Here is a 23,573-nt window from a genome sequence, read left to right as displayed (position 1 = left end):
CTCAGAAGGCCCGGACCCGCGGCGGGTCGAGGTAACGCTGCACCACGGCCTGGAGAAGCGTAGCCATGGCCGCGTTCGCCTTGGCGGGGATGCCGTCGCAGGACGGGATTATGCCGCCGCCCCCGCCATCCGCCAGGCCCAGCCCAACGCCGACATAGTGCAGCCCTTCCTCCACCTCGCCTGGATGGCAGAGGGTGATGTCGCCGCGCCGCATCGCGAGGGCTGCCACGACTCCATAGGCACCGATATTGGAGGTGGTGCCGACGACGAGGATGTCCGTTGCGGTGGCCGCGAAAATGCCGCCCCCGCAGGGCGTCTTGTCTGCCTGGTTGTGCTCCGGCGCGCGCGCGATTAGGGCGTCCCGGATCTTGCCGAACCCCACCTCGTTGCCGCCATCACCGATGCCGATTGTAGTACAGCCCAGCTCGGCCGCACGGTGGAACATCGTGTCCACCCGGGTGCGGAAGGCATTGCGGACGCGGCCGTTGATGCCGTGAATATTGCCGTGCACGTTACCGCCCAGTCGCTCGATCGCAACGAGGACATCGTTCTCCTCAGCAATCCCGCGTTGCTGGACATCGTCGTTCATGCCGAGGACGCGCACGGGCACGGCCACCTTCAGGTGGCGCAGCACACCCTCGATAGGGGTGGCGCAGACGGGATCGGTCCAGATCTCCACCTGGTGCCCGATGGCGACCAACGCCTGGGCCAGGACTGCAGCACCGAAAGGGCCGTCATTCTCCCCGACGGGCATGTGCTCCGGCACCGCAGCCCCTGTTACGATTGCGATGCGGGCGGGCGGGATGTCCAGCGCCTCGGCAGCTGCCATCACAAGCGGCTTGTCCGAAGCGGCGCGGGCGGTCTCATAGAGCGTCCACTTAAAGCCCCGGTTCCCGGCGCGTTGGCGGATCTCGACCATCATCAGCCGATCGATGCTGTCGGCAGCGATCTGCATCTCAGAAGCTCCGCTTCACGGTGCGCAGACTGCTGGCAACGATGTCGTGCAGCATGGTGATCATGGCGAACTGCGTCTCCTCGCTCGTGCCGTCCGCCATCGGGACGGGGCGGCAGAACACGCCGTCCACAGCGCCTGCCTCTACGCAACGGTTCAGCATGCGGCGCTCGTCGGCGACTGAATGCAGGATCTCCGGGCGCCCTTCCAGGGCAGCCAGGGCCGCAGCCACACCGTAGCCGCCCCAATTGGACACAGCCGCCGCGAGGAGCACATCCGTTTCCGTCACCGTTACGATCCCGACGCCGGGGCTGCCGTCAGGGCGGCGGCTCCTGCGACCCCATGGCTGAATGTCGCGGATCGCCTCGGCCGCCTTGCCGAAGCCGATCTCGTTGCCGCCATCCCCGATACCGAGGGTGAAGACGCCAGCGGCCTTGGCCTCTGCGGCCAGCAGCTCGGCATTCGCCATCATGTCCTTCGTGCGGCCGGTGCCGAGCAGGCTGTTGTAGTAGCCCTCGCTGTTTGGCCCGGCCTTCTCCACGAAAACCGCCGCTTTGGGCGCGAAGCGAGCGAAGATGTCCCTGGCGAAGGCTGCCCCGGGCTCCGCGCCGAGAGGCATGGGGATCACCAGGGCACAGCCGTCGCGCTGGGCGAACTGGGCCTCATCATTCACCACGAGGCCGATCCCCTCGAGGGAGGCAATGATGGGACCGATATTGCGCTCCTCTCCGACTACGATTGGCTTGGCACCGAGGCCGATATCCAGCGCACGGGCGATGGCGGCCGCGCCGGGCGGCCCGTCCGTCTCGCCTTTCGGCAGCCAGGGCGGAGTACCGGCGCCGGTCGCGATCAGCACATGGTCCCCGCGGGTGAGCGCCTTGCGCAGGCCGTCGGCCGCAAGAAAGGTCAAGGCGCGATCGTCCTGGGCGGCACGCGCGGCCTCATAGAGCCTGTGGGTCACGCCGCGGGGGATCTCCCCGCGGCCGGCGCGCATCTCGATCGTGACGAGGCGATCGATGTAGTGGCAGGTGATCTCGTCCAAGACGGCGTCTTCCTCTTCAATCGGCCAGCAGTGCGGCCTGGTCTGCCGACCAGGTTGCGCGAGCCCGTTCGCCCTTGTTCAACCGCCACCCCGACGGCGCGGCGTAGGCGCGGAGGGTCTGGCCTCCATCCGCGTGAAAAAGCACGATGAGCCGGTGCCCTTGAAACAGGACGTCGCCGATCGTGCCGGGCAGTCCTCCCCCATGCCCTTCCGGGACCAGCGTCACTGCCTCCGGTCTGACGGCGATGCGCGCGGATGCACCCGGCGCGGGCGGAGCTGTGCCGGCGCGGACCGCCATCTCCGCACCACCAGCTAGGCCCAGACGCGCAAGGCCGCCCTCGGTCCCGATCAGCCGCCCGTCCAACAGGTTGGTCGTGCCCAGGAAGGTAGCGACGAAGCGCGACGTCGGGTGGTCGTACACGGCCTGCGGCGCACCGATCTGCCTGATTCGGCCCTCCTGCATGACCGCGATTCGGTCGGAGAGGGTCATTGCCTCCTCCTGGTCATGCGTGACGAAGACGGTGGTCACCCCGATGCGTTGCTGCAGCAGGCGGAGCTCCACCTGCATCTCCTCCCGCAGGTTCTTGTCGAGGGCGGAGAGCGGCTCGTCGAGCAAGAGAATGGCTGGCTCAATCACCAGGGCGCGGGCGAGTGCCACGCGCTGCTGCATGCCCCCAGAAAGTTGGCCCGGCAAACGGCCCTCTGCATGGGCAAGGCCTACACGGCCGAGCGCGTCTCGCACGCGCCCTTCGGCATCCGCTCGCCCTATGCCACGCACCCGCAGCCCGTAACCGACATTCTCCGCCGCTGTCATGTGCGGGAACAGGGCGTAGTTCTGAAAGACCACGCCCAGGCCGCGCCGATAGGGCGGCAGGCGGGTAATGTCCCGCCCATCGCAGAGGATCCGGCCAGAGTCTGGGCGGATGAAGCCGGCAATCATGCGCAGCAGGGTTGTCTTGCCGCAGCCACTCGGCCCAAGCAGGCCGAGGAACTCGCCCGGTGCCACCTCAAGCCCCACGCCGTCCACGGCCGTGGTGCCGCCGAAACGCCGCGTCACCGCCTCGACAGTTAAGGAGGCCGCCTTCTGTCCGCTCATCAGCGGCTTCCCGCCACAGTGCCGGTCGCGAAGCGCTCCAGCCCAAGCACGCGCTCCACCACCAGCATGAGGGCAAGCATGAACAGGACGAGCATGGCGCAGACGGCAGCCAGGGTCGTACTCAGCCCAGACTCTGCGGCTTGGTTGAACAGCAGAGCCGGCAGCGTCGTCGCACCCGGTGCGGAGAGAAAGAGGGATATGGTGACGTTGTCGAAGGAGATAACGAAGGCCATGATTCCGCCGCTGAGAAGCCCCGGGCGCAGCAGGGGCAGGGTGATGTCCCGCAGCACGCGCCAGGGCGCCGCGCCGAGGCTGAGGGCGCTGTCCTCGAGATCCCGATCCAGCCGGATGGTCGTCGCGTAGAGGGTCCGGATGACATAAGGCGTGCAGACCACCGAATGCGCGAGCAGGGTCGGCACCAGTCCCTTAAACACGCCGAGCTGGCTGAAGTACTGGAGCAGGCCGAGCGCGAGCGCGAGTTCCGGGATGATGATCGGCGAGAGGAAAAAGGCCATCAGCCCCGCTTTTCCTGGAAATTCGTACCGCGCCATAGCCAGCGCCACCCAGAGACCGAGAGCCAGTGAAAGTGCAGTTGCAAGCACCGCCACTAGCAGGCTGAAGCGGAAGGCCGCGATGTAGTCACGCAGCTCCACGATGTCGGTGAACCAGCGCGTGGTGAAGCCGGCAGGTGGGAAGGTGAGATACGGGGTGGTGGAAATGCTGGCGACCAGCACCACCAGGATCGGTGCCAGCACGAAGACGGCGATGGCTCCCACCAGCGTCCCGAAGGCCGCGCGTCCAAAGGTCAGGTCTCTCATCGGGCCGAAAGCCTGGCCATGCGGCGCTTCAGCACGCCGTCGAAGATCAACGTCGTGCCGAGGACCGTTACCAGCAGTACGCCGACGAGTGCCGAGCCGAAGGCCCAGTTGAACGTGCTATTGAATTGCTGCAGCGCGGCCACTGGGAGCGTGAGGACTAGGCCGCCGCCGAGTAGGACGGGTGTAACGAAAGAGGTGACTGCGAGGACGAACACGAGCACCGTTCCAGCCGCGATTCCGGGGAGCGCCAGGGGGAGCACAATGTCTCGCATCGTGCGCCAGGGGGAGGCTCCTAGGCTGGATGCGGCATCGTCTAGCACGCCGTCGATGGTCTGAAGGCTGCCCAGCACCGCCAACACCATGAAAGGCAGTAGAACATGGGCGGTGCCAATCACGATGCCGGTCTCGTTGAAGATGAGGCGGAGCGGACGATCAATCAGCCCAACCTTCATAAGCAGCGAGTTGACCAGTCCGCGATTGGCGAGAAGCACCATCCAGCCATAGGCGCGCACGACAACGCTGATCAGGATCGGGGCAATCGTGACGAAGATGAGGAGGCTGCGCGTCACGGGGCGCGCGCGGCGGATGAACAGCGCCAGCGGGAAGCCGAGCAGCAGGGCGAGCAGGGAGGAGAGGATGCCAATCCGAAGGGTAGTGCCCAGGGTCTCCAAGTAGAGCCCGTCCGTCAGGGCCTGAATGTAGTTGTCGAGCGAGAACCCCTCTCCGAACACGCGGCCACGCGCCGGGCGGGAGAAGCCCATGCGGACGAGGCTGGCTAGGGGCCAGGCAACGATGGCGAGGAAGTAGGCGGTGGGCAGGGCGAGCAGGATCCAGCCCACCCAGCCGCGCTGGCCGGCGCGCATGCTGCGCCTACGCCCGGATCAGCGGGAGAATCTCGCGGTTCCAGCGCGTAAGCCAGGCATCCTGGTCCCGATTGATTAGTTCCCAGTCCCAGTTGCGGCAACGGAGAACTTCGTCGATCGTCGGCAGTTCGCGCTGCACAGCTGCATCCAGCACAGTCTTCCGGTTGGACGGGATGAACCCGTCCTCCCTCGCCAGACCCGGCTGCAGCGTGGGATCGAAGAAGGTGCCTATCAGCTTCTCGACCAGGTCGATCTTCTGCGTGCCCTTCACGGCGTGATAGGCCGAGGGATAGATAAAACCGCCCTCCTCCGGCATCTGGAAGGATACGGGAACGCCGAGCTGCCGCACACGCTGTGCGTTGTAGGAGTACCAGGGCGCGATATCTCCCACACCCTGCTGCAGCTTGGATTGCGCGTCGGAGGAGAGCCCGTACAGCCCGGCGAGACGGGGCGCGAGCTCCTTCATCTTGTCGAAAGCAACATCGATCTTCGACTGGTCGCCAGCCCAGGCTTGCGCGAAGGCCGCCAGGTGAATTTGCCAATGATACGGCCCGCCAACCATGACCTTGCGGTCATAGGCGCGGTCCCAGAGCGCCTTGAAGGAGCGCGGCGGGGTCGCCACGGCATCCCGATTGTAGACGATGCCCCAGGCACCGAAGTTCACGAAAGGCGCGTAGCCCTCTGGGTCGCGAAGGAAGTCGTAGATATCCTCCATGTGCGGGATGCGGCTCGTATCGACTTTCTCCAGCGCATCTTCTGCCTTACCGACGAGCCATGTGCCCTGGAAAGTTACGACGCAGTCGAGGCTGGGACGGTTCCGCTCGGCAAGAACGCGGTTCATCAGCTCCGACGCACCGCCGAACACCGGCACGACCTTTGCGCTGTGCCGCTGCTCGAAATGCTGAAGGACGCTCTTGTACAGGTTGCGATAGGCAGCACCGCCGTTGCAGCCAAGCACGAACTCGATCGGTGCGGCACGTGCGATCCGCGGAGCTGCAAGGGTCGACAGCGTGACGCCTGAGCCGATCAGAAGGGTTCGACGAGATGCGAGAGAGGTTTCAGTCATCTGCGATCCCAGCCAGCACGCCCAATGTTGCGGCGCGGTATCGGAGCTTGACGGCTTGGCTCGACGCCAGGCAAGTCTAAAATACCGGTAGGCATGATGCCATTTCGGCATCACGGGAAACGGTCCAGATGCTCTCCACGGGTCTTCGCTACTTCGTAGCCGTCGCGCGTTTCGGCTCGATGCGGGAGGCAGCCACCCAGCTCCGCATTGCTCAATCTGCAGTTAGTCGGCAGGTGCTTAAGCTTGAGGAGGAGATGCGCGTGAAGCTGGTCGAGAGAACCACGCGCGGCATCCACCTGACCTCAGCCGGTGAGGTACTGCTCCACCACGCGCAAGAGGTCATGCTGCAGTCTGGGCGCCTTGACGCGGATATCGATGCGGTACGCGGCGTGAGGCGCGGGCACGTTATTGTGCGGACGATCGAGAGCTTCGCCACGTCGCTGCTTCCTGCGGTGCTGGCTGGGTACTGTGCACGGTATCCGGCAGTGACACTGGACATCAGCGTGTCCCGATCAACGAATATTCTCGAGGCCGTTCGTAGCGGCACCTGTCAAATCGGCATCACCTTTTGCCCAGCACCCGATCCTAGAGTGGCTTCACTCGGGAGCATGGTTGAGCCTCAGCAGGTCATCATGGCTCCGGGGCATCCACTCGCCAGCTCTGAGAGGCTGAGACTAGCGGAGTTACGCGACTACCCCATTGTTGCGCCCGCTATGCACGGAAGCAGTCGCGTTCTGTTTGATGCCGCCTGGCAGGCCGAAAAGTTGACCTGCCGGCCAACAATCGAGACGAATTCGATGCATGTGGCCGCGGGATTTCTTCGAGCCGGTCAGGCGGTTGCAATCGCTTCTGCGAGCCGAGCACAGCCCTATTTGGCGATGGGACAACTCGTGGCCGTTCCCGTGACCAGCTCAGTGCTGGCACGGGGTAAGATCGACATTCTCGTGCGTAGAGGTCAGCGCTTGCCTCCTGCCGCCGAGGCGCTGGCACGGGCTCTGGCAAGATGCCTCGCGCTCGCGAGTTGATCAGCCAGTTGCTCGGCCACACCGCTGGAAGTCGCAGTAGAGGGCTTAAGCTGGAGGCTAGAGGCGATCCCGGCCCATTCCACAAGGGAAACAGAGATGCTAGAGCGAGAACATTGCGCGGAGGACCTGTCTCTTCGATGGATGATGTTCGTCGGTCGCTGCTGGGATGGATTGACGCGGATCGCGACCGTATCGTCGCGTTCCTGAGCGGCTTCCTCCAGGCGAAGTCACCTAACCCGCCCGGCGATACGCGAGAGGCCTGCGCCTTCATCACCCGCTTCCTTGCGGACGAGGTCCTGCCTCACCGGATCGTCGCGGCCCGCCCGGATCTGCCCAACATCGTCGGCACGCTGGATAGCGGTCTGGCTGGACGCCATCTCGTCCTCAACGGCCATATGGACGTCTTTCCTGCCGTCGAGGACCGCCCAGGCGAGCGCGGTCAATGGAGCGGTGCGGTCGAGGATGGACGGATCTACGGTCGCGGTGCCGCGGACATGAAGTGCGGCACGACGGCCTCGATCTTTACCTATCTCTATCTCTCCCGATTAAAGGGGCAGCTGCGCGGGCGGCTGACCCTGACGGTTGTTTCCGACGAGGAGACGGGGGGCCGTTGGGGCACGAAGCACCTGATGGAGACCCTCCCGGATGAAGTTATCGGCGACTGCTGCCTGAATGGGGAGCCTAGCGGCGCCGCGACCATTCGCTTCGCTGAGAAGGGCACGCTTCGTCTCGTTATCACGATCCGCACCACTGGGGCGCATGGCGCCTACCCGCATCTGAGCGCGAGCGCGGTGAAGATTGCCGGCCGGCTGATGGCAGAGTTGGAGGAGATTGGCGCGTTGCGGCCGGAGCTGCCGGCGCGGGTTGCCGCCCTGCTGGAATCCCCCGCGGCCCGCGCCGCTATGGAGGAGAGCCTGGGCGCCGGCGCGCCCGCGATCGTGGGCGTGCCCACCGTGAACATCGGGACCATCCATGGCGGTCTGAAGATCAACATCCTGCCGGATGAGTGCGTGATGGAGGTGGAGATCCGCGTCCCGCCAGGTCTCGACCGGGACCGCGTCATGGAGACCTTCGGCGAAATCCTCGCCCGCCACCCCGAGGCATCCTTCGTCGATCGGCCAGACCACAGCTACGACCCGAGCTGGTGCGATCCGGATGGCGAGATGGCCGTCATCCTCCAGGACAATGTTGAGGCCCTGCGCGGCGTGCGGCCCCCTGTCATCGTCAGCCTCGGTGGCTCTGATGCCCGCTACTGGCGGTGGCGCGGCGTGCCCGCCTACCTCTACGGTCCGTCGCCGAAGACCATGGGACGCCGCGACGAGCATGTGACCGTGGAGGAAATGCTGCACGTCCTTCGCGTCCACGCGCTCTCATCGCTCGATTACCTCACGCGCTGGACGGATCGGGAAGGACAGACAGGATGATCGGACGCAGGACGGGCCTGAGAGCCGGGCTCGCAACGGCGGCGCTCCTGCTCGGGCGGGCTGAGGAGGCTGAGGCCCAGGCCAACCGCGACAACGTCACCATCCTCGTCCGCAACGACTCCGTCGGCTTCGACCCGCACAAGGTCACGGGGCGCGGCGCGGCCGAAGTGCTGTTCATGGTGACCGACACGCTCGTCGCGCTGGAGGACGATCAGAAGACGGTCCACCCACTCCTGGCAAAGTCATGGACGATCTCGCCGGACGGCACGACCTACACCTTCGAGCTCCGCGACGATGTCACCTTCCACGACGGCAAGCCGATGACGGCCGACGACGTCGTCTACTCCCTCACCCGCCTTGTGGACCCGATGACGCGCTCCCCTGCGGCGTGGCGCGCCGGGCCGGTGAAGGCCATCACCGCAAAGGGGCCGCACACGGTCGAGTACGTGCTGCACCGGCCCTATAACGAGCTGCTGCTCCAGCTCGCGCAGAGCTTTGGCGGCATCATCGACAAGGACAATGTCGCCGCCCTCGGCAACGACTTCGGGGCGCGCGGGATGAACGGCACCGGGCCCTTTCGGTGGGGCGAGTGGCGGCCGCGCGATCGTGTGGTGCTGACGCGCCACGAGGCCTACCGCTGGGGTCCGGCCATCTATGAAAATCGTGGCCCGGCCCGTGTGCGACAGGTGACGTGGCAGGTGATTCCCGAGGAGTCCACCATCGTCGCCGCCATGCAGACCGGCGGCGGCGACCTCACCTACTCCATGCCGGAATGGGCCATCGACGGCCTTAGGCGCGATCCGCGTCTTGCCCTGGCCCAGCCGCGGCTGGCAAATTACAGCGCGTTCCTCGGCTTGCGCGTGAACCGCGACCTGACCTCCGATGAACGGGTCCGCCAGGCCATGTCGCTCTCGGTGAACCGTGAGATGCTGGTCAAGGGTCTGTGGTTCGGTCAGGCGGCGGTGGGCGATTCTTACATCAACCCGGGCACGCTGGACTATTCCGATGCGGGACGTGTCGGCTTCGACCCCGGCCGGGCAGGTGGACTCCTGGACGCAGCGGGCTGGACGCGCGGGTCGGACGGATTCCGTGTGAAGGACGGAAAGCGGCTGGCCCCTGAGATCGTAGCGGCAAACACGCCGGGCTGGCGCGCCCGGCTGGAGGCGATTCAGGGCTATATGCGGACAGTCGGCATCGATCTCCGGCTGACCATGCCGGAGCCGGCGGCCGCCATGTCACGGATCAACAATTCCCCCGACTACGACGCCTACGCGCTGTTTCAGCCCTATGGCACGGCAGGCGAGGCCCTGATGCCCTTCCACTCCCGCAGCATCCCCGCGCCCAACCGGATCAACTGGCGTGATGGGGAGACCGACGCGCTGCTCGACGCCGGGCAGGTGGCGCTCGACGAGGCCGGGCGGTCGGAGGCCTATGCCAAGGTGCAGCGGATCGTCGCGGAGAAGGCACTGGTAATCCCGCTCGCGCATGAACGGCTTTTTCTCTTCTCCAACCGTCGCGTCAGCGGCGTGAAGGTGCACGGCATCTACAATTGCGGCATCTACAAGGGTCTGGATCTCCAGCTCGGCCGGTGAGAGACATCCTCGCCCCGGATTTCTCGGCCGAACCGCATTGGTGGCGGGCCGCCCCGCGCGAGCCGGCCCAGGACGTGGCGCTCCCCGCGCGGGCCGACATCGTCGTGGTCGGGGCCGGCTACGCCGGCCTCTCGGCAGCGTTGCATGCGGCGCGAGCAGGGCGCTCGGTCGTCGTCATCGAGGCCCGGGAGCCCGGCTGGGGCGCTTCCACGCGCTCAGTCGGCATGATCGGCGGCCGGTTGCGCCAGGGCTACGCGCCACTGTCCAAGGCGCTGGGCGAGACCGAAGCCCTGGCACTGATGACCGAGACGCGCGACGCCTATGACTGGTTCCGTGGCTTCGTGGCGGAGGAAGGGATCGAGTGCCACCTCCGTCGTAGCGGACGGCTGGTTTGCGCCTGGACGCCAAAGGACCTGCCGCGCCTGGAGGGGCTGGCACGCTTCCTCAAGGGGCGCCTCGGTATGGAGGCGACCATCCTCGACCGCGCAGGTCTGCGGGCGGAGCTGGCGAGCGATCTGCACCACGGCGCGCTTCTCCTGTCCGGCGATGGCGGTCTGCACCCGGCCTTGCTGCATGAGGGGCTGTTGAGCGCAGCGCGTTCGGCTGGGGCATCCATCGTCCCGCATACGGCTCTAACGGGGATCGAGCGCGACCAGGCCGGTTTCAAGGTGACGACGACCCGTGGAGCGGTAGCAGCGCGCGACGTCATCGTCGCGACCAATGCCCACGGCCATGGTCCTGCGCTCGGCTGGTTCCGCCGCCGCGTGATCCCCGTGGGCAGCTACATGATTGCCACCGAAATCCTTCCACGGGCGTTGCTGGACGAGTTGATCCCGCAGGATCGGCTGGTGAATGACACCCGCGGCCTGGCCTATGCCTTCCGCCGCGCGCCCGACGAGGATCGGTTGCTCGTGGGCGGACGCGCTTCGGCGCGCGACCACGCTGATCCGCGGAAGGTGGCGGCCGGGCTGCACCGCATCATGCGACAGGTCTTCCCGCAGCTCGCGGGGACGCGGATCAGCAATGCCTGGGGTGGCCTGGTCGCCTTCACTTTCGATCGCCTGCCGCGCATTGGGCTGCGGGACGGCGTCCATTACGTTCTTGGCTGCAACGGCTCCGGCGTCGTGATGAACACCTATCTCGGGCGCTGCGCGGCGCGGACGGCGCTGGGCGAGAAAGCGGTAAGCGGATTCGCGCGCCCGCATTTCCCGACGGCGCCTCTCTACACGGGACATCCGTGGTTCATGCCCCCCCTCACCCTCTACTACGATGCGCGCGACCGGCTGGCGCGCCTCACCGCACGATAGGAGACGCGCCGTGACCTTTTCGCTCGCCGCCCGCTGCCCCGAGACGGGGATGTTCGGCATCGCGATCACCACCTCCTCCATTGCCGTGGGCAATCGGTGCCCCTGGGCGCGGGCCGGGGTGGGTGCGGTGACGACGCAGTACCGCAGCGACATCCGCCTGGGGCCGCTCGGCCTAGACTTGCTTGCTTCCGGTCTTTCCGCAAAGGAGACGGTGGCCGCGCTGGTGGCGGGAAGCGAGTATCCCCAGTTTCGGCAGGTGGGCGTAGTGGACCGGAACGGCGGCACCGCTTTTCACTGTGGCACCGATATAAAGGGCTACAATGCGGGCGCCGAGGGGCCAGGATGCGTCTCGATTGGGAATGTCATTGCCCATGACGGGGTGCCGGCGGCGACGGTCACCGGCTACATGGCTGCGAGGGGCTCTTTTGCGGAGCGCTTGCTCGCGGCGGTGGATGCGGGGCTGGCGGCTGGCGGCGAGACCCAGCCGATCATGTCCTCTGCCCTGCTGATCGTAAATCGTTACGACTGGCCACTCGTCGATCTGCGCGTCGACCATCAGGAGCATCCGCTTCTCCAACTTCGCAAGCTCTGGATGCTCTATGAGCCGGAAGTGGAGCACTACGTAACGCAGGTGCTCCGGCCAGATGCCGTGCGGCCCCTGGCAGAACGGCAGGCGGCAACGGCCGCAGCGTTGGCTAAAGTCGTGCAGCTGTAAAAACGTTCACAGGTCCGCTCGCCCCATGATGGCGCTCCCAGGCGGCAAAAGGACCGGCGAGGAAGGCAGCGACAGTCTCCATCCTGCGGCAGTCTCGGCCGCAGTGCGGGAAGGCTGCCGCCCAGAGAAGGTTTGCGCCGAGTTCCTACTGCTGCGGGCAAAGGGATTCAAAATGTAGGCCTCAAGCATTCACCCTGTAGCTCTCCAATCAGGTGTTGGCACTCGCAGGCATAACTGTGACCGCTCCGAATGGCGTCACCTGCTCGATCGTGACCGCACCATCTCGCGCCAGTTCGAGCCCGGCGACGAGGGTGCTCGCATACGCCGTCCGTAGGCGGATTATGCGATCAGATGCATGCGACGGGAACTGTGGCATGCAGCGCTCCAGCGCCAATCCGGTCGGGTGCTGCTTGAGTAGTTCGGCGATGCGCCGGAGCGCATCCGGGATGCGCCAGAGGTCGGGGGGGCGGGGCTGGTAGACCGGCGCTGGTTCAGCCCCCCTGCCCTCCCTCCCCTCCAGCATGGCAAGCGTCGTCTCCAGGAAGGCCACGTACAGCTCAGCCTGCGGCCGGGCCTGGGGTGGCGCGCCCTGCCCCCTGCCGAACACCACCCGCCCGAGCTGCGGTCGCGCCGCCAGCCAGTCGGCGCCGGCTCGCATGCGGGCGAGCTCGTCCAGGAGCTCGAGCCGGCGTGCAGCGGCCACCCTCGCGTCCGCAGCCTCCTCCGGGCTCGTGGGCGCCAGGAGCTGCGCCTTGAGCAGCAGGAGTTGGCTCGCCATGACCAGCCAGTCGCCGCGACGCTCCAGCGGGATCCGCCCTCCCCCGTCCTCGATGGCGGCGACCAGTTGATCGGTCAGGCTCAGGATCGAGAGCCGCCCGAGGTCGACCCGCTGGCGCCGCACCATCTCCAGCAGGAAGTCGAGCGGGCCCTCGAAGCCCTCCACGCTCAGCCGCGGCGTGGCATGGGTCAGCTGGGACTGCGCCGCCCTCCCCTTCCCTTCCCAGACCTCAGCCTCCGCGGTGGCCGGGAGCTCAGCCACGGCGGCGCGCCCCGACTCGCACTCCACCTTTTCGCCCGGCCGCCTCCCGTGCGGGTACCCGGCTGTCCTGCTCCAGCGTCTCGCCCCGTGCCGAGCCGGGATAGTGCGGCTGCAGCTCCACGGAGAGGTCGGGCCAGGCGCGGCGGAGGCGCAGGATGGCGGCCCAGGGCGACCAGTCGGCCGACCAGAACCCGACCCGCAGCTGCCCCATCTTTCTCTTCCGCCCGTCCAGCGTGCTCGGCAGCGCCTCGACGTGCCGGAGCGGACGGGTCACGCCCCAGTGGCTTTGGAGCCAGTTCCGACTCACGGCCTCCTCCGGTCCGAGAGCGAGGACGGAGGGCGGCACTGGCAGGAGCCGGTGCAGGTCAAAGGGACAGCGCCGGTCGGTGGTCAGCCGGGCCAGCGCCGCTTGGTGGTTGGCGGCCGCGGCGTCCCGCAGCCTCCGGGCGAGGATCTTGGCGCCGGAGAGGCTGATGGCGCGCACCCCGTCCTGGGGTCCGGCCATGGGCAGCAGGAACTCCTCCTCCAGCGAGGCAAGGTCCAGAGCCCAGGGGATCACGCCTGAGCCGGCCGCGGCCTGGCGGAACGCCTCCACGCGTTCCGAGGGCCCGCCGGCAGTCACGACGTTCCACAGCCAGTCCACCGGCATCGGTGTGGGCTGCCAGAGGGGCGACGCGGGGTCTCTCGGCTCCGGCGCGACGGTGGCGCTCTCATCGCTTGGCATCGCGCTCATGCGCTTCTAGGAAGCCACGATGCTGTTCAAACCGGCCGCCCCCACGAAGGACCCTCTGGATACGCTGGAGATCCAGGTCAGCAAGGAGGGCGCGGGCCGGAACAACTGGCGCTGGTCGATCTGGCGCGGGTCGACGCTGGTCTCGCGCGCGCCGCAGGGCTTTGCGGGTGCCGAGGCCGCATATGAGGACGGACGCCGCGTCCTGAACCGCTGACCAGCGCGCCCTCTAACGAGGGCCCGCCCGGGCTGCCGGCCGCCCCTCACAGGTCGAGCAGCCGTGCCGGGCTGTCCTGGGTGATCTTGGCCCGCCGGCGATAGCCCTGGGTGGTGGCAATGCTCCGCTGCCGCGCGTGATGCATGACCTGCTCGTCGAGGGCACCCTTGAGGTAGGCCTCGGTGATGAACCCGGCCCTCAGTCCGTGGGGCGAGAGGCGCTCGGTCTCATCCACCGTGAGTCGAGCCATCTCCGCCCGACGGCGCAGGATCTTCCACACCCCCTGCGGGCTCAGCCGGTCTTCCAGTGCGCCCCCAGCGCTGAGGCGACGGAACACCGGCCCCCACTCCGTGCGCGTCTGCCGGAGCCACTCCTCCATGGCCCGCACCGGGCAGGAGAGCGGGTTCAGGCCTCGAGGGATGCCAATCGTGGCCCCCTCCCCTTCCCGGTCGCGCTTGGAACGCGGGATGAACACGGTCATCCCCTCGGTCGTGAAGCGCAGGTGCTCTCGGTCGATCGCGACCAGCTCGGAGCGCCGCAGCGCGCCCGCGAAGCCCAGCAGCAGCAGCGCGCGATCGCGGGTGCCGGCCGTGTCGGTGCCGCAGGCCGCGAGCAGCCGCTTCACCTCGACTGAAGTGAGGGCGGCGGCAGGGCGGGACGCCTTGCCGTGAGTCGCGAGGATGCCGCGCATCGTCGCTGCGATCGCCGGGTGCCGGGTCTCCCAGGGGTGGCCGGCCTGACGGTGCTGGTGGGCGATGGCGGCGAGGCGCCGGCGTAGCCCGCTGCGGCCCAGCGTCTTGGCCAGGCTCGCGAGGTGGCCGGCGACCACAACGGGAGCGGCCGGGAGGGGGGCGATGCCGCCCGCCTCGCACCAGGCGCAGAAGGCACGCCAGTCGCCCTCATAGGCGCGCTTGGTGTTGTCCGAGAGCGCCCGGCCCGCGTAGCCGGCCGCCTGCGCCACCGCCTCGCCGGCCGGGCCGGAGAGCATGGCCAGCGCCTCGAGCGAGAGCGCGCCCTGAAGGAGGCGGCGCACCGTCGGGGAAAGCGGCGTCACGCCAGAACCGGCGGGCAGCTTCAGCACGCCGGCCCCGCACCGACGGGCTCTGCTCGGCCAGACTTTGCTCGATTTTTCATGGTTGTCCCGGCCACCGGTCTCAAACTCCCTGCCCTCTTCGGTCGCCGAAATAGACGTAGCAGCACCGCCTTTCTATCTACATACAGAGCATGCGGGTCTACCGAAGCTCCATCCTTCGGGTCGAAACAAAGGGGCGAGTTGAACGTGTAGATCAGTACCGAATTCGTCGAGAGGCCGCACGCGTGAGATACGTAAGATTGGCGATCCCGAAAGAATTACTGTAGGAGCTTGGCTAATCATCCCAGCCCTGCCAAGCCTGTCTCAGACAGTCAATAACAAGCCTTAATACTCTCAAGGCAAGTTCAGCCCTATCTCGATAGGCCCAAGTACAGCTTCACCCATTGGGTCACCAGCCTAGGAAGGTTTAAGAGGCGGGTTACGCTCGGCCAGTTCCTGCCGGCGACTTTGAGCGAATGCTGCAGGTCGCTTCTCGCTTAACTCCTCTGCATCCTCCGCCATACCCGTAAGTAGGGTAGCCAACTCTTTGAAGGTGACAGAACATGCCGCGCATTCAATACCATCTTGCACCACCCACATCGGCGCTAGCGGGACTGTTTGCCGTTTTCGCGCTGCGTCCTGAATATCGTCTTCAAAGTGTTTGATGCGGTTCGTGATGCAACGGACACGATCGAAGGCAGAGCCGTCGCCATTGCTGAATAGCGGTGACGCACCCAAGAAATTGCTAACAGCATTCAGTGCGGCAGCAGATAGACATGTCTCCAAAACACAAGTCTCGAAGTGAGACAACGAGCGGGCATGAGCGTCGAGCTGCTCATGATTATGTAAAGACGCCACGTACTTGCGGATTTCCAAAGTTCCGAGCCTGTACGCCTCTGTCGCCTTGCGGAGTCGATTCAAGAAAACAGAAATAGCGATCATTACATGCCGGGCATATCCGACTCCGACGAAGGCATGGTTCAGCACCAGAGAGCTTCTATACGGAGGAAGCTGTAGCACTTCCGGAGGATTGCAGTTTACTAACAACGATAATTTCGGGGAGATATATTTGTCAAGTATATACTCACCAAAATGCATAGCCATCGACCTCCGCATTTGATTGATCACCTTTGGATCATGCGACCTTACCGGTAGCACCTTCTGCAGCCGTACTTACATCGTCAAATCGCCGTGTTGCTTAAGTCATGTTGCAGACGCACTTCCCTCTTGTTGACTTTGATCATGCGCGAGCGACGGCGTTCGGCATACTGAGGGCGCTATGCGTGTTCAGGATGGAGCAGCGGATTTGGACTTCGACGGGCCTTGTCAGGTTAGCGGGCTCGGCAGGACGGTGGCAGTCTCGGCTGCATGACGCCCCCCAGCCCTTACCGAGGCTTCCGCTATCCGGCCGAGGTAATCCAGCATGCGGTGTGGTTGTACCATTGCTTCAGCCTCAGCCTGCGTGACGTCGAGCTGATCCTGGCCGCGCGAGGGGTCGTGGTCAGCTACGAGACCATTCGGGACTGGGGCCTGCGCTTCGGCCGGCTGTTCGCGAACGAGCTGAAGCGACGCCGGCCACGGCCGGGCGACAAGTGGTACATGGACGAGGTGTTCATCCGCATCCGCGGAAAGCAGCATCTCCTCTGGCGCGCGGTGGATCAGAACGGTCACGTGCTCGACATTCTGGTCCAGAGCCGACGCAATACCACGGCAGCCAAGCGGTTCTTCCGCAAGCTTCTGAAGGGACTGCAGTACGTGCCCCGCGTGATCGTGACGGACAAGCTGCGCAGCTACGCTGCCGCGAAGCGCGAGATCCTGCCGGGCGCGGAGCATCGGCAAAGCCGCTATCTCAACAACCGCGCCGAGGTGTCACACCAGCCGACACGACGACGAGAACGGCAGATGCAGCGGTTCAAGTCACCGCGTCATGCACAGCGATTCCTCTCCACCCATTGCCGGATCCACAACCACTTCCAGCTCCGTCGTCACCGCCTGACCGCCGACCAACACCGCGACGCCCTCAGCGCCGCGTTCAGCGCTTGGCGCGATGTGACCGGGACTGCACCGACGATGTGAGGGTTGCGCCAGCTCGATGCTCCTTGCCTCCTACGTCCCCAACCTGACAAAGCCGTTTTGACTACTAGTGCCGTAGACGTCCAGTGAAGGAGTTCAAAATCGTCTGGTAGCCACGGATGTCTCCGGACGCCTCGTGGCCGGCGCGGCCATGCCATCGCTCAATGTTTTCGAAACCCGCTTGAACTCGGCGAGGTATGTACACATATCTGAACTCAGACCGTAGTGCTTTGCGCGCTCGTGTCTCTGTTGGCTCAGGACATTTGGCCTTCTATCCGCGTGGTGTCGGCCCTTGGATGACGCGCCTGAGAGCGTCTCCAGCTTCGCCTGTTATCCCGTAGGGGGTTGATGGCCTGCTCCGCCCGCCGGCATCGGCGGTGTCGTCGTGGTTGGAATTCCCCTGGTTGTCCAGGGAAGCCGCCCAGCCTCCCCTGTATCAACGGGACGGAGGATCAGCCATTCATCCCCACACGGGCCGACGCCGTCGATGCCACGCAGCTTTCCGCGCCCGTGCTACCGTGAGCCTCATCATGTGCAACGACAATCAGAAGAACCAGGGCAGTGCTGGCGCATCTGCTGATCACTGCAGCCCGGGAGAGCCCAGCATGGGCTACCCAAGCCATCTGCATGACGCGTTCGATAAGCTGGACAGCGAACTCACCGATGTCGCCTGCGGCGTTATCGCACTGCAAGACCTCACGCGCGCATCTTTGCCGAAAGACGACACAATTGAGCACGCTAGAAAAGTCGATGCGATCGAATGGATATGCAATCGTCTACTGACGCAGTTGAAGAGCATGGCGACCTACGCCGAAGAGCAAGCCTACGCTCTTCGGCACGGACATAAAGCGACATAAGCCACAACGCCCCTCCTCCCTAGGCCACCTCGCCAATCTATGGCACAGCCAATTTGGTGGGGGGACCGTCGGGGAGGTTTAACAATTGTCTCAATTAGGGACGAGTTGGGACGGAGCCGCTCCGCGCCTCCGTCCCACACGAATGTGGTGGCCGCTTCTGCACACTCGTCCAGGACCGAGACCGACACGGGTGAATAGCACACTTCAACACGAAATAACCGGAATTCAAAAGCTTGTTAATTTCGCATAGTCGTACAGCGGACTGGCATAGCCGCTTTCACACTCTGCGTGCCCTAGAGCATGCCATCCGCTTCCGGCCAACCTTGTCCATCTGATCGCCATTTGGAGGGTTCTCTTCAGAGCTCAACTTCGTGGATCAGGCTGGTAGAGTGCTCCCCATAAACTAGGGTCAGATCAAAAAATCCGCAACTAAGGCTAGTTTAAAATGGAAAATTGGTCTACCTTCGCGTGACTGAAATTTACTGGAGGATCTATGGCGAAGTCTGACATCAACTTGGACAAGCTGAGCGTCCCGGAACTCATCCAGCTCATTGAGGAGGCAAAAGTCGCCCTTGGTAACAAAAGGGGCCAAGCCCGCGCCCAGCTGGTGGAGGAGATGACCGAGAAGGCTCGGCAACTCGGGTTGGATCTCAGCGACCTCATCACCTCGCCCGGCACCAACGTGCGGAAGCACCGGGCCGACAAGGGCGGTGTAATTGCTGCCAAGTTCCGCAATGAGCAGGGCGAGACGTGGAGCGGCCGCGGCCGCATGCCCAAGTGGCTCACTGATGCCGTTCAGCACGGCAGGAAGAAAGAGGACTTCGCCGTCTGATCCGATGCCGTGGGGGGAGCTTTCCCAGGTCATGTTTCCCGCCAGGTATCCGCTTTTATTGGGTCGCTAAAAAGCTGAACGTACTGCCTTTGGCCACAATCTATCATTTGCGGGAAAACAGCCATAAGACGGTTCAAGGCTTGAGTCTGTTATCATGCGCAGAGCAATAACCGATGCGGAATAACTTGACGCCGTCCCTTCTAATATCGGAGGCAGGATCCTTGCAGGAGGTGCCAATACCGATACCGATGGCTTGAGTGACTCCTCCTGCTGACCGTAAGGGGTGACACCCCCAGGCGCGGCCCACCATCTGGTTCCACGTCGACGGCGATGGCTTCCGGCGCCCGATCAATCACCTCAGCGAGTTCATGATCTGGAGCTATAAACCTAGGTTGCCCGTCCGGCGGATTTAGGATTTCTGACGGCAGCTCAGGATCCCGAACCATCGGCTGCCCTGACCCGATTGCAGCTCGCGTGACTGTCACGAACTCCGTCCACTCTTCCGCCAGCAGGGTGTGCAGCAGCCGCTGCGCCTCGACCCAAGCGCGGCGCTCATCACCTTCCCCCTCTTGTTCGACAAACTCGGCCACGATCTCCGCGTCTGGAAGCTCTCGTGCCAGTGCCGTCCTCTGGCGCTCCAGGGCCCTGGCTGATGCCTCGGGCTCGCTGGGGCAGCTTCGGAGATAGACGATCGTCTTCAGCCTAAACTGCTCCTGTAGTAGATCATTGTTTGAGGACGTCATTGTTGATTCCTTGTGCCCTAGTCCTTGTCCGCAAGAAACCAACGAGGGCCGCCAGCTACCCCTGCACTGCCGAAAACATTTCGCTCTTGCGAAGATGCTCGAATCAGCCCGTGGGCCAACTTTTCCGTCCTCGCGGCGGCGGCAGGAGCCGAGGTCCGGGCCTGGGGCCGGCCTCGGCCTCCTGCCGCCGCCGCGAATGGACAAGCTTGTATGTCATCTCGCACCAACACCCCGCCCTTTGGGCGGGGCAGTTCTTCTTCCATCAGCCGAGACGTGGAGCGCCGCCTAGGGGGAACTGGATGCGCCTCCCCCATCCCTCGGCACCGTCCCCTTTCGGATACCGGCCCTGGTAGCCGGCCGGTCTCGGGGATCTTCCGATGATCCCGCCCCTGGCCGGTCGGGCCACTGACGTCCTCTCCCCTGCCCCGCACGCGCGCCTGCTCGGCCTCTGCGCCCGCGTCGCCGCGGTCCAGCGTCGCACTGAGGCCCTCGCAGCCCAGGAGCGCCGGGCCGAACGCCGGGGCGACCTCGCCGCTGCTGAGCGCCTCCACCACCGCCAAGTTCGGCTCGTCCATCGGCGGCACCGGCTCCTGGAGGCGGTCTGCGACCTCCCTGCCCCAACAGCCCTCAAACGCCAAGTCAAGGCGGCCGCCCTCGCGACCCTCATCACCTTCGACACCGATGGACGGCCCGACCGCCTGAACGGCATGGCCCTATGGTCGGTGCTGCGCGACTTGGAGGCCGCTGGGAGCGAGTTCGCAGCGAGCGGCGAGGTCCTGCCTCCCGCGCTGCTCAGTGCCCTCCTCCGGCGCGTCTGGCGGGCCGGCGACGGCTGGGCCTTGGACAATGACGCGATCCGCCACCTTCTCGGCAACCCGGACGACGAGACGGCACAGGCTTGGTTCCGCCACGAGGCGATCCCCCTGCCGTCTGGGACGCGTCGGCGCATCGGCCTCCTCCTCGCCCTGGACCACGCCCTTCGCCGCCTCTTCCGCTCGGCGGAGCGGCGTCTCGACTGGATGACGCGCGCCCACCCGGGGCTCGGTGGCCGCGCGCCCATCACCCGCCTGCTCGACGGTGGGCTCGGCGGTCTCCTTGCCGTGCTCGCGCTGCTCGCGGGGGAGCATCGCGCGGCAGGTGCGGGGGATGGCCGTCGCACCTCCTCCTTCCCGATCGAGGCTGCGTTGCGGCAGGCGCTGACCCGCTTCTGCGACGGAACCGAGGTTCCGCCTCCGGCGATCGCCTTCCCCTCCTGGGACGCGCTCCTGCGCTGGGTCTGGGACGGTGATGGCGACGAGGATACGGCTGTCCGAGGGCGCGTCGCAGAGCTCCTCGTCCGGACCGAGCGGGTCATCCACAACACCGACGCCCGGCGCCAATGGCTGACCGCGCGCACGCCCTGGCTCGGCCACCTCACCCCGCTCGCCGCCGCCACCACCCCGGGCGGGCTGCATCGGGCGCTAGGGCTGCTTCGCGACGTCGATGCCCTTCGCCGGCGCCTGCGCGATGCCGGCTTCCCTCCCGCCGACGGCGACAGCTGAACCCGGAGCACGGCTGTCAGCCCGGGCAGCCGTGTCCCCGCAGCCCTGCCGCAGGGACCCAGTGAGGAGGAACAGAAGGATCACAGCCTGTGGAGGGCACGGATGCCGCCCGGCGCCCTGCGGCCGGGGCGGCATTCCGTCGCCCCCCACGAGGATCAACACGACATGACACGCAAGAGGACACCTGGGCGGCCCCACTTCCGGCGCCGCACCAGCGGGACAACCGACTCCCGTCAGCTTCGCCTCAGCCTCCGTCACGGACGTGGCGGCCGGCGCAAGCGCTCCCAGGCAGGGGCGCAGGCGCTCACCCCCTACCCTGCCCTGCTCCTGCATCGCACGGTCATTCCCTTCGGCAATCTGCCGACCAAGCCCCCCGTGGGAATGGCTTGGCTGTACCAGATGTCCGGCCTCAACGACCCAGAGCCCTTCTACGCGGGCTTTACCAGTCAGAATCCCGCCACCCGCCTTGCCGCGCACGTCTCCTTTGCCCGGCATCGCGAGGGCTCCAATATCCGGCTGGAGACCCGGCTCCGCCGTATGGCCGAGCAGGGTGAAACCCTGGTGATGCGCCTCGTCGGCATGCATCCCATCCACGCGATCGGAGCGGCCGAGGTCGCCCTCGTTGCAGGACTGCGAACTTGCCTCGGCACCGCTCTCCTGAACCAGGGCCCGGGGGGCGAGAGTGCGCCCGTCGGTCGCCTCGTCTCCCGGGAGGAACGCTATCGCGCGGCCATGGCGCGCCGCGCACGCCAGGCGGATCCGGCCTACCGCCTGCATCAGGCCCTCGCCAGCGCCCGTCCACGCCACACACCGGAGGCGCTGAACCATCTCCTCACCGACATCGCGGAGGCCGATCCGAGCCTCCCCACCTGTGCCCTTTGCCGCCGGCACGGGGTGCACGAGGCGGTGCTGCTCGGCCTCCTCGCCGGCACGGCGCGCCACCTGGTCGTCGATCCCGAACGCCTCGCCGCGGCCCGCGCCGCACAGGCCCGGCGCCAAGCTGTCCGGTCCGCGGCAGAGGAGGCCACGGCGTCGGCCGTCATCGCGACGCTGCTGAACTATCTCGCCGCTCCGGCTGGCATGGGGCTGGCCGAGATCGCGCGCATCCGGGGGCTCGATCCTCGTCGCCTGCAAGAATCCATCAGGCGTCGTCGGCACGGGATCTCCGATGAACTCGCCGGTGCCGTTCGGGCCCGCATGAGAGAGGATAACCGCCTGCGGGGCGCGGCTCTCGGCCGCAAGGCGCCCGCTGCCGACGCGCGCCTGCTCCGCTGGTGGCTGACGGCGTACTCCCGGCCAGGCTCGACGCTAACGCTCGCGACGGTCGCCGCCCGGCTCGGCGTGACGCAGGGCGCCCTCTCGCATCGCCTGGCCGGCGAGCGTGGCACCCCCCTCCCCCGGGCGTTGCTTCGGGCCTGCCGTGCCCGGGCCCGCACCGCGCGCCTTGCCGCCCTCCGCTCAGGGATGCGGCGATGAGCGAGGCGGAATTCCTGCGGGACGAACTGACCGAAGGCGAGCGACGCGGTCGCTTCGTCATCGTCCGTGACGTCGATGGACGCCGGCATGCCCTCGCCGCCACGGCTGTCGTCGCGATCAGCGAGGATGGGGACGGCGACGTCCTTCTCCTCCTGCCTGGCGGTCGGGCCCTGCGCCTCGCCGTCCCACTCCCCTCCGTCCTCGGCTGGCTCGACGGCCGGGGCTGACCCGACACCCACCACGGCCATGCCCCTGACAGGACCATGGCCTCCCCCTTCAAGTCGCGTGATCGATCGCTCGGAAAGGCTCGACGCCTTTGCGAGCGAGAGATCGCGCGCTCTCACGGAACCTGCCATTCCCATGATCCGCCTCGACGGCCCCCCTGACCTCCTCGCCCGACAGCAGCTGGAGTTCCAGATCACCCGATTGGAAGCTCTTATCGGTGACTTGCGCAGCCTTGCGGCCGGCAGCATGCCCAACGCCGATCAGCTTGCCGGCGCGCCAGTTCTTCATGCCTGGCAGATCATCACCCGTCCCGTACCGTGTCTCGCCGGTATGGGCCTCGGTCACCCACGCCTTCCGCCCGGTCCTGTAGTGACAACGGATCTCTGGGCCGTCGACGCGACAGCTGGTTGGGCACGAACCCTCAGTCGGTTCTACCGCCTCAAGACGCCTTTACAATTCCAGCGCGGTCTGGAGATCAATGATGAGGAGTGACCCGATCGCACCGTCATCCGCCGCCACGCGGTAAGTGACGAGGTGCCGAGCTTCCGCAACACGGCGTGCTGGCTTGACGCGGTGTCCGGCGAGGCGAGTTGGATATGCCCAAAGCCCGTGTAAGCTGGGCACTTCAACCGTACCGGCCAGCCGCCTCCAGACCGTGATGGCGCGCGCTGTCGAGGAGGAGAGCGTCTAGCTAGTCCTCCGCTGTCCTGGTGAGGCGATAGGATACTACTCGCCGGAAGGTAGGCGAGCCCGGAGCCACGTCATCATGTCGTCTCGCTGCTGCTGCTCGTCGCCGGGACTTGCCACCGTTCGGTAACGCCCTTCGCCGTGGTCGGCCAAGCCAGCGCCGACGGTACGCCGGACGTGC

At 66.0% G+C, this 23,573-nt stretch carries 23 protein-coding genes; 13 read left to right on the top strand and 10 right to left on the bottom strand.

Translation table 11 applies throughout. From position 1 onward, the window contains the following. Position 1: 1 nt before the first annotated feature. From ACVBD7_RS24635 to ACVBD7_RS24610, 6 genes are read right to left on the bottom strand one after another with little or no spacing between them, the layout of a single operon-like run. Positions 2 to 955: a glutamate cyclase domain-containing protein gene (locus tag ACVBD7_RS24635; RefSeq protein ID WP_458098129.1), complete on the bottom strand. Its 954-nt coding sequence runs from the start codon at positions 953 to 955 to the stop codon at positions 2 to 4. Between the two features lies 1 nt (position 956). Beyond that, a complete protein-coding gene (locus tag ACVBD7_RS24630) occupies positions 957 to 1,994 on the bottom strand; it encodes a glutamate cyclase domain-containing protein (protein WP_458098128.1) in 1,038 nt (345 codons plus the stop codon). A 16-nt stretch (positions 1,995 to 2,010) separates the two neighbouring features. Next, positions 2,011 to 3,090, bottom strand: coding sequence for an ABC transporter ATP-binding protein (locus ACVBD7_RS24625; protein WP_458098127.1), 1,080 nt, complete (start codon positions 3,088 to 3,090; stop codon positions 2,011 to 2,013). Further along, positions 3,090 to 3,908, bottom strand: coding sequence for an ABC transporter permease (locus ACVBD7_RS24620; protein ID WP_458098126.1), 819 nt, complete (start codon positions 3,906 to 3,908; stop codon positions 3,090 to 3,092). Before ACVBD7_RS24620 ends, ACVBD7_RS24625 begins: the two co-directional genes overlap by 1 nt. Next, positions 3,905 to 4,771, bottom strand: a complete 867-nt coding sequence (locus ACVBD7_RS24615; protein ID WP_458098125.1) for an ABC transporter permease — start codon at positions 4,769 to 4,771, stop codon at positions 3,905 to 3,907. The genes ACVBD7_RS24620 and ACVBD7_RS24615 overlap by 4 nt, the downstream gene beginning before the upstream one ends. Before the next feature lie 7 nt (positions 4,772 to 4,778). Further along, positions 4,779 to 5,948: an ABC transporter substrate-binding protein gene (locus tag ACVBD7_RS24610; protein WP_458098124.1), complete on the bottom strand. Its 1,170-nt coding sequence runs from the start codon at positions 5,946 to 5,948 to the stop codon at positions 4,779 to 4,781. Positions 5,949 to 5,965: 17 nt separating this feature from the next. Between ACVBD7_RS24610 and ACVBD7_RS24605 the strand changes: the two genes are divergently transcribed. The 5 genes from ACVBD7_RS24605 to ACVBD7_RS24585 all read left to right on the top strand — a co-directional run bounded on the left by ACVBD7_RS24605 (position 5,966) and on the right by ACVBD7_RS24585 (position 11,900). Next, entirely contained in the window at positions 5,966 to 6,862 is an 897-nt protein-coding gene (locus ACVBD7_RS24605; protein WP_458098123.1) for a LysR family transcriptional regulator, read from the top strand. A gap of 137 nt (positions 6,863 to 6,999) precedes the next feature. Further along, complete coding sequence (locus tag ACVBD7_RS24600) at positions 7,000 to 8,286, top strand: M20/M25/M40 family metallo-hydrolase (protein ID WP_458098122.1); 1,287 nt, start codon at positions 7,000 to 7,002, stop codon at positions 8,284 to 8,286. After that, complete coding sequence (locus ACVBD7_RS24595; RefSeq protein ID WP_458098121.1) at positions 8,283 to 9,878, top strand: ABC transporter substrate-binding protein; 1,596 nt, start codon at positions 8,283 to 8,285, stop codon at positions 9,876 to 9,878. Before ACVBD7_RS24600 ends, ACVBD7_RS24595 begins: the two co-directional genes overlap by 4 nt. Further along, positions 9,875 to 11,185, top strand: a complete 1,311-nt coding sequence (locus ACVBD7_RS24590) for an NAD(P)/FAD-dependent oxidoreductase (RefSeq protein WP_458098120.1) — start codon at positions 9,875 to 9,877, stop codon at positions 11,183 to 11,185. The genes ACVBD7_RS24595 and ACVBD7_RS24590 overlap by 4 nt, the downstream gene beginning before the upstream one ends. 10 nt (positions 11,186 to 11,195) lie before the next feature. Next, positions 11,196 to 11,900, top strand: a complete 705-nt coding sequence (locus tag ACVBD7_RS24585) for a DUF1028 domain-containing protein (RefSeq protein ID WP_458098119.1) — start codon at positions 11,196 to 11,198, stop codon at positions 11,898 to 11,900. Between the two features lie 208 nt (positions 11,901 to 12,108). Here the strand turns inward: ACVBD7_RS24585 and ACVBD7_RS24580 are convergent, their stop codons facing one another. Both ACVBD7_RS24580 and ACVBD7_RS24575 read right to left on the bottom strand, forming a co-directional pair. Next, positions 12,109 to 12,939 (bottom strand): segregation and condensation protein A, encoded by an 831-nt coding sequence (locus ACVBD7_RS24580; RefSeq protein WP_458098118.1) that lies wholly within the window; start codon positions 12,937 to 12,939, stop codon positions 12,109 to 12,111. After that, positions 12,932 to 13,672 (bottom strand): hypothetical protein, encoded by a 741-nt coding sequence (locus ACVBD7_RS24575; RefSeq protein ID WP_458098102.1) that lies wholly within the window; start codon positions 13,670 to 13,672, stop codon positions 12,932 to 12,934. Before ACVBD7_RS24575 ends, ACVBD7_RS24580 begins: the two co-directional genes overlap by 8 nt. Positions 13,673 to 13,691: 19 nt before the next feature. Between ACVBD7_RS24575 and ACVBD7_RS24570 the strand changes: the two genes are divergently transcribed. Then, positions 13,692 to 13,886, top strand: a complete 195-nt coding sequence (locus tag ACVBD7_RS24570) for a hypothetical protein (RefSeq protein WP_458097907.1) — start codon at positions 13,692 to 13,694, stop codon at positions 13,884 to 13,886. A gap of 46 nt (positions 13,887 to 13,932) precedes the next feature. On the opposite strand, the gene ACVBD7_RS24565 is transcribed toward ACVBD7_RS24570, so the two are convergent. Together ACVBD7_RS24565 and ACVBD7_RS24560 are read right to left on the bottom strand one after the other, a co-directional pair. Continuing rightward, positions 13,933 to 14,967 (bottom strand): tyrosine-type recombinase/integrase, encoded by a 1,035-nt coding sequence (locus ACVBD7_RS24565; RefSeq protein WP_458098117.1) that lies wholly within the window; start codon positions 14,965 to 14,967, stop codon positions 13,933 to 13,935. Between the two features lie 408 nt (positions 14,968 to 15,375). Next, on the bottom strand, positions 15,376 to 15,945 hold the full coding sequence (locus tag ACVBD7_RS24560) for a hypothetical protein (protein ID WP_458098116.1): 570 nt from the start codon (positions 15,943 to 15,945) through the stop codon (positions 15,376 to 15,378). Positions 15,946 to 16,326: 381 nt separating this feature from the next. Here ACVBD7_RS24560 and ACVBD7_RS24555 point away from each other — a divergent pair, with 381 nt between their 5' ends. The 7 genes from ACVBD7_RS24555 to ACVBD7_RS24525 all read left to right on the top strand — a co-directional run bounded on the left by ACVBD7_RS24555 (position 16,327) and on the right by ACVBD7_RS24525 (position 23,197). Then, positions 16,327 to 17,034, top strand: a complete 708-nt coding sequence (locus ACVBD7_RS24555) for an IS6 family transposase (protein WP_458098115.1) — start codon at positions 16,327 to 16,329, stop codon at positions 17,032 to 17,034. 527 nt (positions 17,035 to 17,561) lie between these two features. Beyond that, on the top strand, positions 17,562 to 17,888 hold the full coding sequence (locus tag ACVBD7_RS24550; RefSeq protein ID WP_458098114.1) for a hypothetical protein: 327 nt from the start codon (positions 17,562 to 17,564) through the stop codon (positions 17,886 to 17,888). A gap of 493 nt (positions 17,889 to 18,381) precedes the next feature. Next, positions 18,382 to 18,720, top strand: coding sequence for an H-NS histone family protein (locus tag ACVBD7_RS24545; RefSeq protein ID WP_458098113.1), 339 nt, complete (start codon positions 18,382 to 18,384; stop codon positions 18,718 to 18,720). A 1,120-nt stretch (positions 18,721 to 19,840) separates the two neighbouring features. Further along, positions 19,841 to 21,004, top strand: coding sequence for an antitoxin Xre/MbcA/ParS toxin-binding domain-containing protein (locus ACVBD7_RS24540; protein WP_458098112.1), 1,164 nt, complete (start codon positions 19,841 to 19,843; stop codon positions 21,002 to 21,004). Positions 21,005 to 21,169: 165 nt separating this feature from the next. After that, a complete protein-coding gene (locus ACVBD7_RS24535; RefSeq protein WP_458098111.1) occupies positions 21,170 to 22,480 on the top strand; it encodes a hypothetical protein in 1,311 nt (436 codons plus the stop codon). Further along, positions 22,477 to 22,707 (top strand): hypothetical protein, encoded by a 231-nt coding sequence (locus ACVBD7_RS24530; RefSeq protein ID WP_458098110.1) that lies wholly within the window; start codon positions 22,477 to 22,479, stop codon positions 22,705 to 22,707. Before ACVBD7_RS24535 ends, ACVBD7_RS24530 begins: the two co-directional genes overlap by 4 nt. 133 nt (positions 22,708 to 22,840) lie before the next feature. Beyond that, positions 22,841 to 23,197: a DUF6634 family protein gene (locus tag ACVBD7_RS24525; protein ID WP_458098109.1), complete on the top strand. Its 357-nt coding sequence runs from the start codon at positions 22,841 to 22,843 to the stop codon at positions 23,195 to 23,197. The last annotated feature ends 376 nt before the right edge of the window (positions 23,198 to 23,573 follow it).

The organism is Roseomonas sp. WA12 (assembly GCF_054165765.1).
This window is presented reverse-complemented; position numbering and strand designations above follow the sequence as displayed.

Bases quoted from the DNA above. Each gene is read 5' to 3' on its own strand.
- ACVBD7_RS24635 (WP_458098129.1), bottom strand. From the start codon at position 955: ATGCAGATCGCTGCCGACAGCATCGATCGGCTGATGATGGTCGAGATC.
- ACVBD7_RS24625 (WP_458098127.1), bottom strand. From the start codon at position 3,090: ATGAGCGGACAGAAGGCGGCCTCCTTAACTGTCGAGGCGGTGACGCGG.
- ACVBD7_RS24620 (WP_458098126.1), bottom strand. From the start codon at position 3,908: ATGAGAGACCTGACCTTTGGACGCGCGGCCTTCGGGACGCTGGTGGGA.
- ACVBD7_RS24615 (WP_458098125.1), bottom strand. From the start codon at position 4,771: ATGCGCGCCGGCCAGCGCGGCTGGGTGGGCTGGATCCTGCTCGCCCTG.
- ACVBD7_RS24610 (WP_458098124.1), bottom strand. From the start codon at position 5,948: ATGCCGAAATGGCATCATGCCTACCGGTATTTTAGACTTGCCTGGCGT.
- ACVBD7_RS24605 (WP_458098123.1), top strand. From the start codon at position 5,966: ATGCTCTCCACGGGTCTTCGCTACTTCGTAGCCGTCGCGCGTTTCGGC.
- ACVBD7_RS24600 (WP_458098122.1), top strand. From the start codon at position 7,000: ATGGATGATGTTCGTCGGTCGCTGCTGGGATGGATTGACGCGGATCGC.
- ACVBD7_RS24595 (WP_458098121.1), top strand. From the start codon at position 8,283: ATGATCGGACGCAGGACGGGCCTGAGAGCCGGGCTCGCAACGGCGGCG.
- ACVBD7_RS24575 (WP_458098102.1), bottom strand. From the start codon at position 13,672: ATGAGCGCGATGCCAAGCGATGAGAGCGCCACCGTCGCGCCGGAGCCG.
- ACVBD7_RS24570 (WP_458097907.1), top strand. From the start codon at position 13,692: ATGCTGTTCAAACCGGCCGCCCCCACGAAGGACCCTCTGGATACGCTG.
- ACVBD7_RS24555 (WP_458098115.1), top strand. From the start codon at position 16,327: ATGACGCCCCCCAGCCCTTACCGAGGCTTCCGCTATCCGGCCGAGGTA.
- ACVBD7_RS24550 (WP_458098114.1), top strand. From the start codon at position 17,562: ATGTGCAACGACAATCAGAAGAACCAGGGCAGTGCTGGCGCATCTGCT.
- ACVBD7_RS24545 (WP_458098113.1), top strand. From the start codon at position 18,382: ATGGCGAAGTCTGACATCAACTTGGACAAGCTGAGCGTCCCGGAACTC.
- ACVBD7_RS24540 (WP_458098112.1), top strand. From the start codon at position 19,841: ATGATCCCGCCCCTGGCCGGTCGGGCCACTGACGTCCTCTCCCCTGCC.
- ACVBD7_RS24535 (WP_458098111.1), top strand. From the start codon at position 21,170: ATGACACGCAAGAGGACACCTGGGCGGCCCCACTTCCGGCGCCGCACC.
- ACVBD7_RS24530 (WP_458098110.1), top strand. From the start codon at position 22,477: ATGAGCGAGGCGGAATTCCTGCGGGACGAACTGACCGAAGGCGAGCGA.
- ACVBD7_RS24525 (WP_458098109.1), top strand. From the start codon at position 22,841: ATGATCCGCCTCGACGGCCCCCCTGACCTCCTCGCCCGACAGCAGCTG.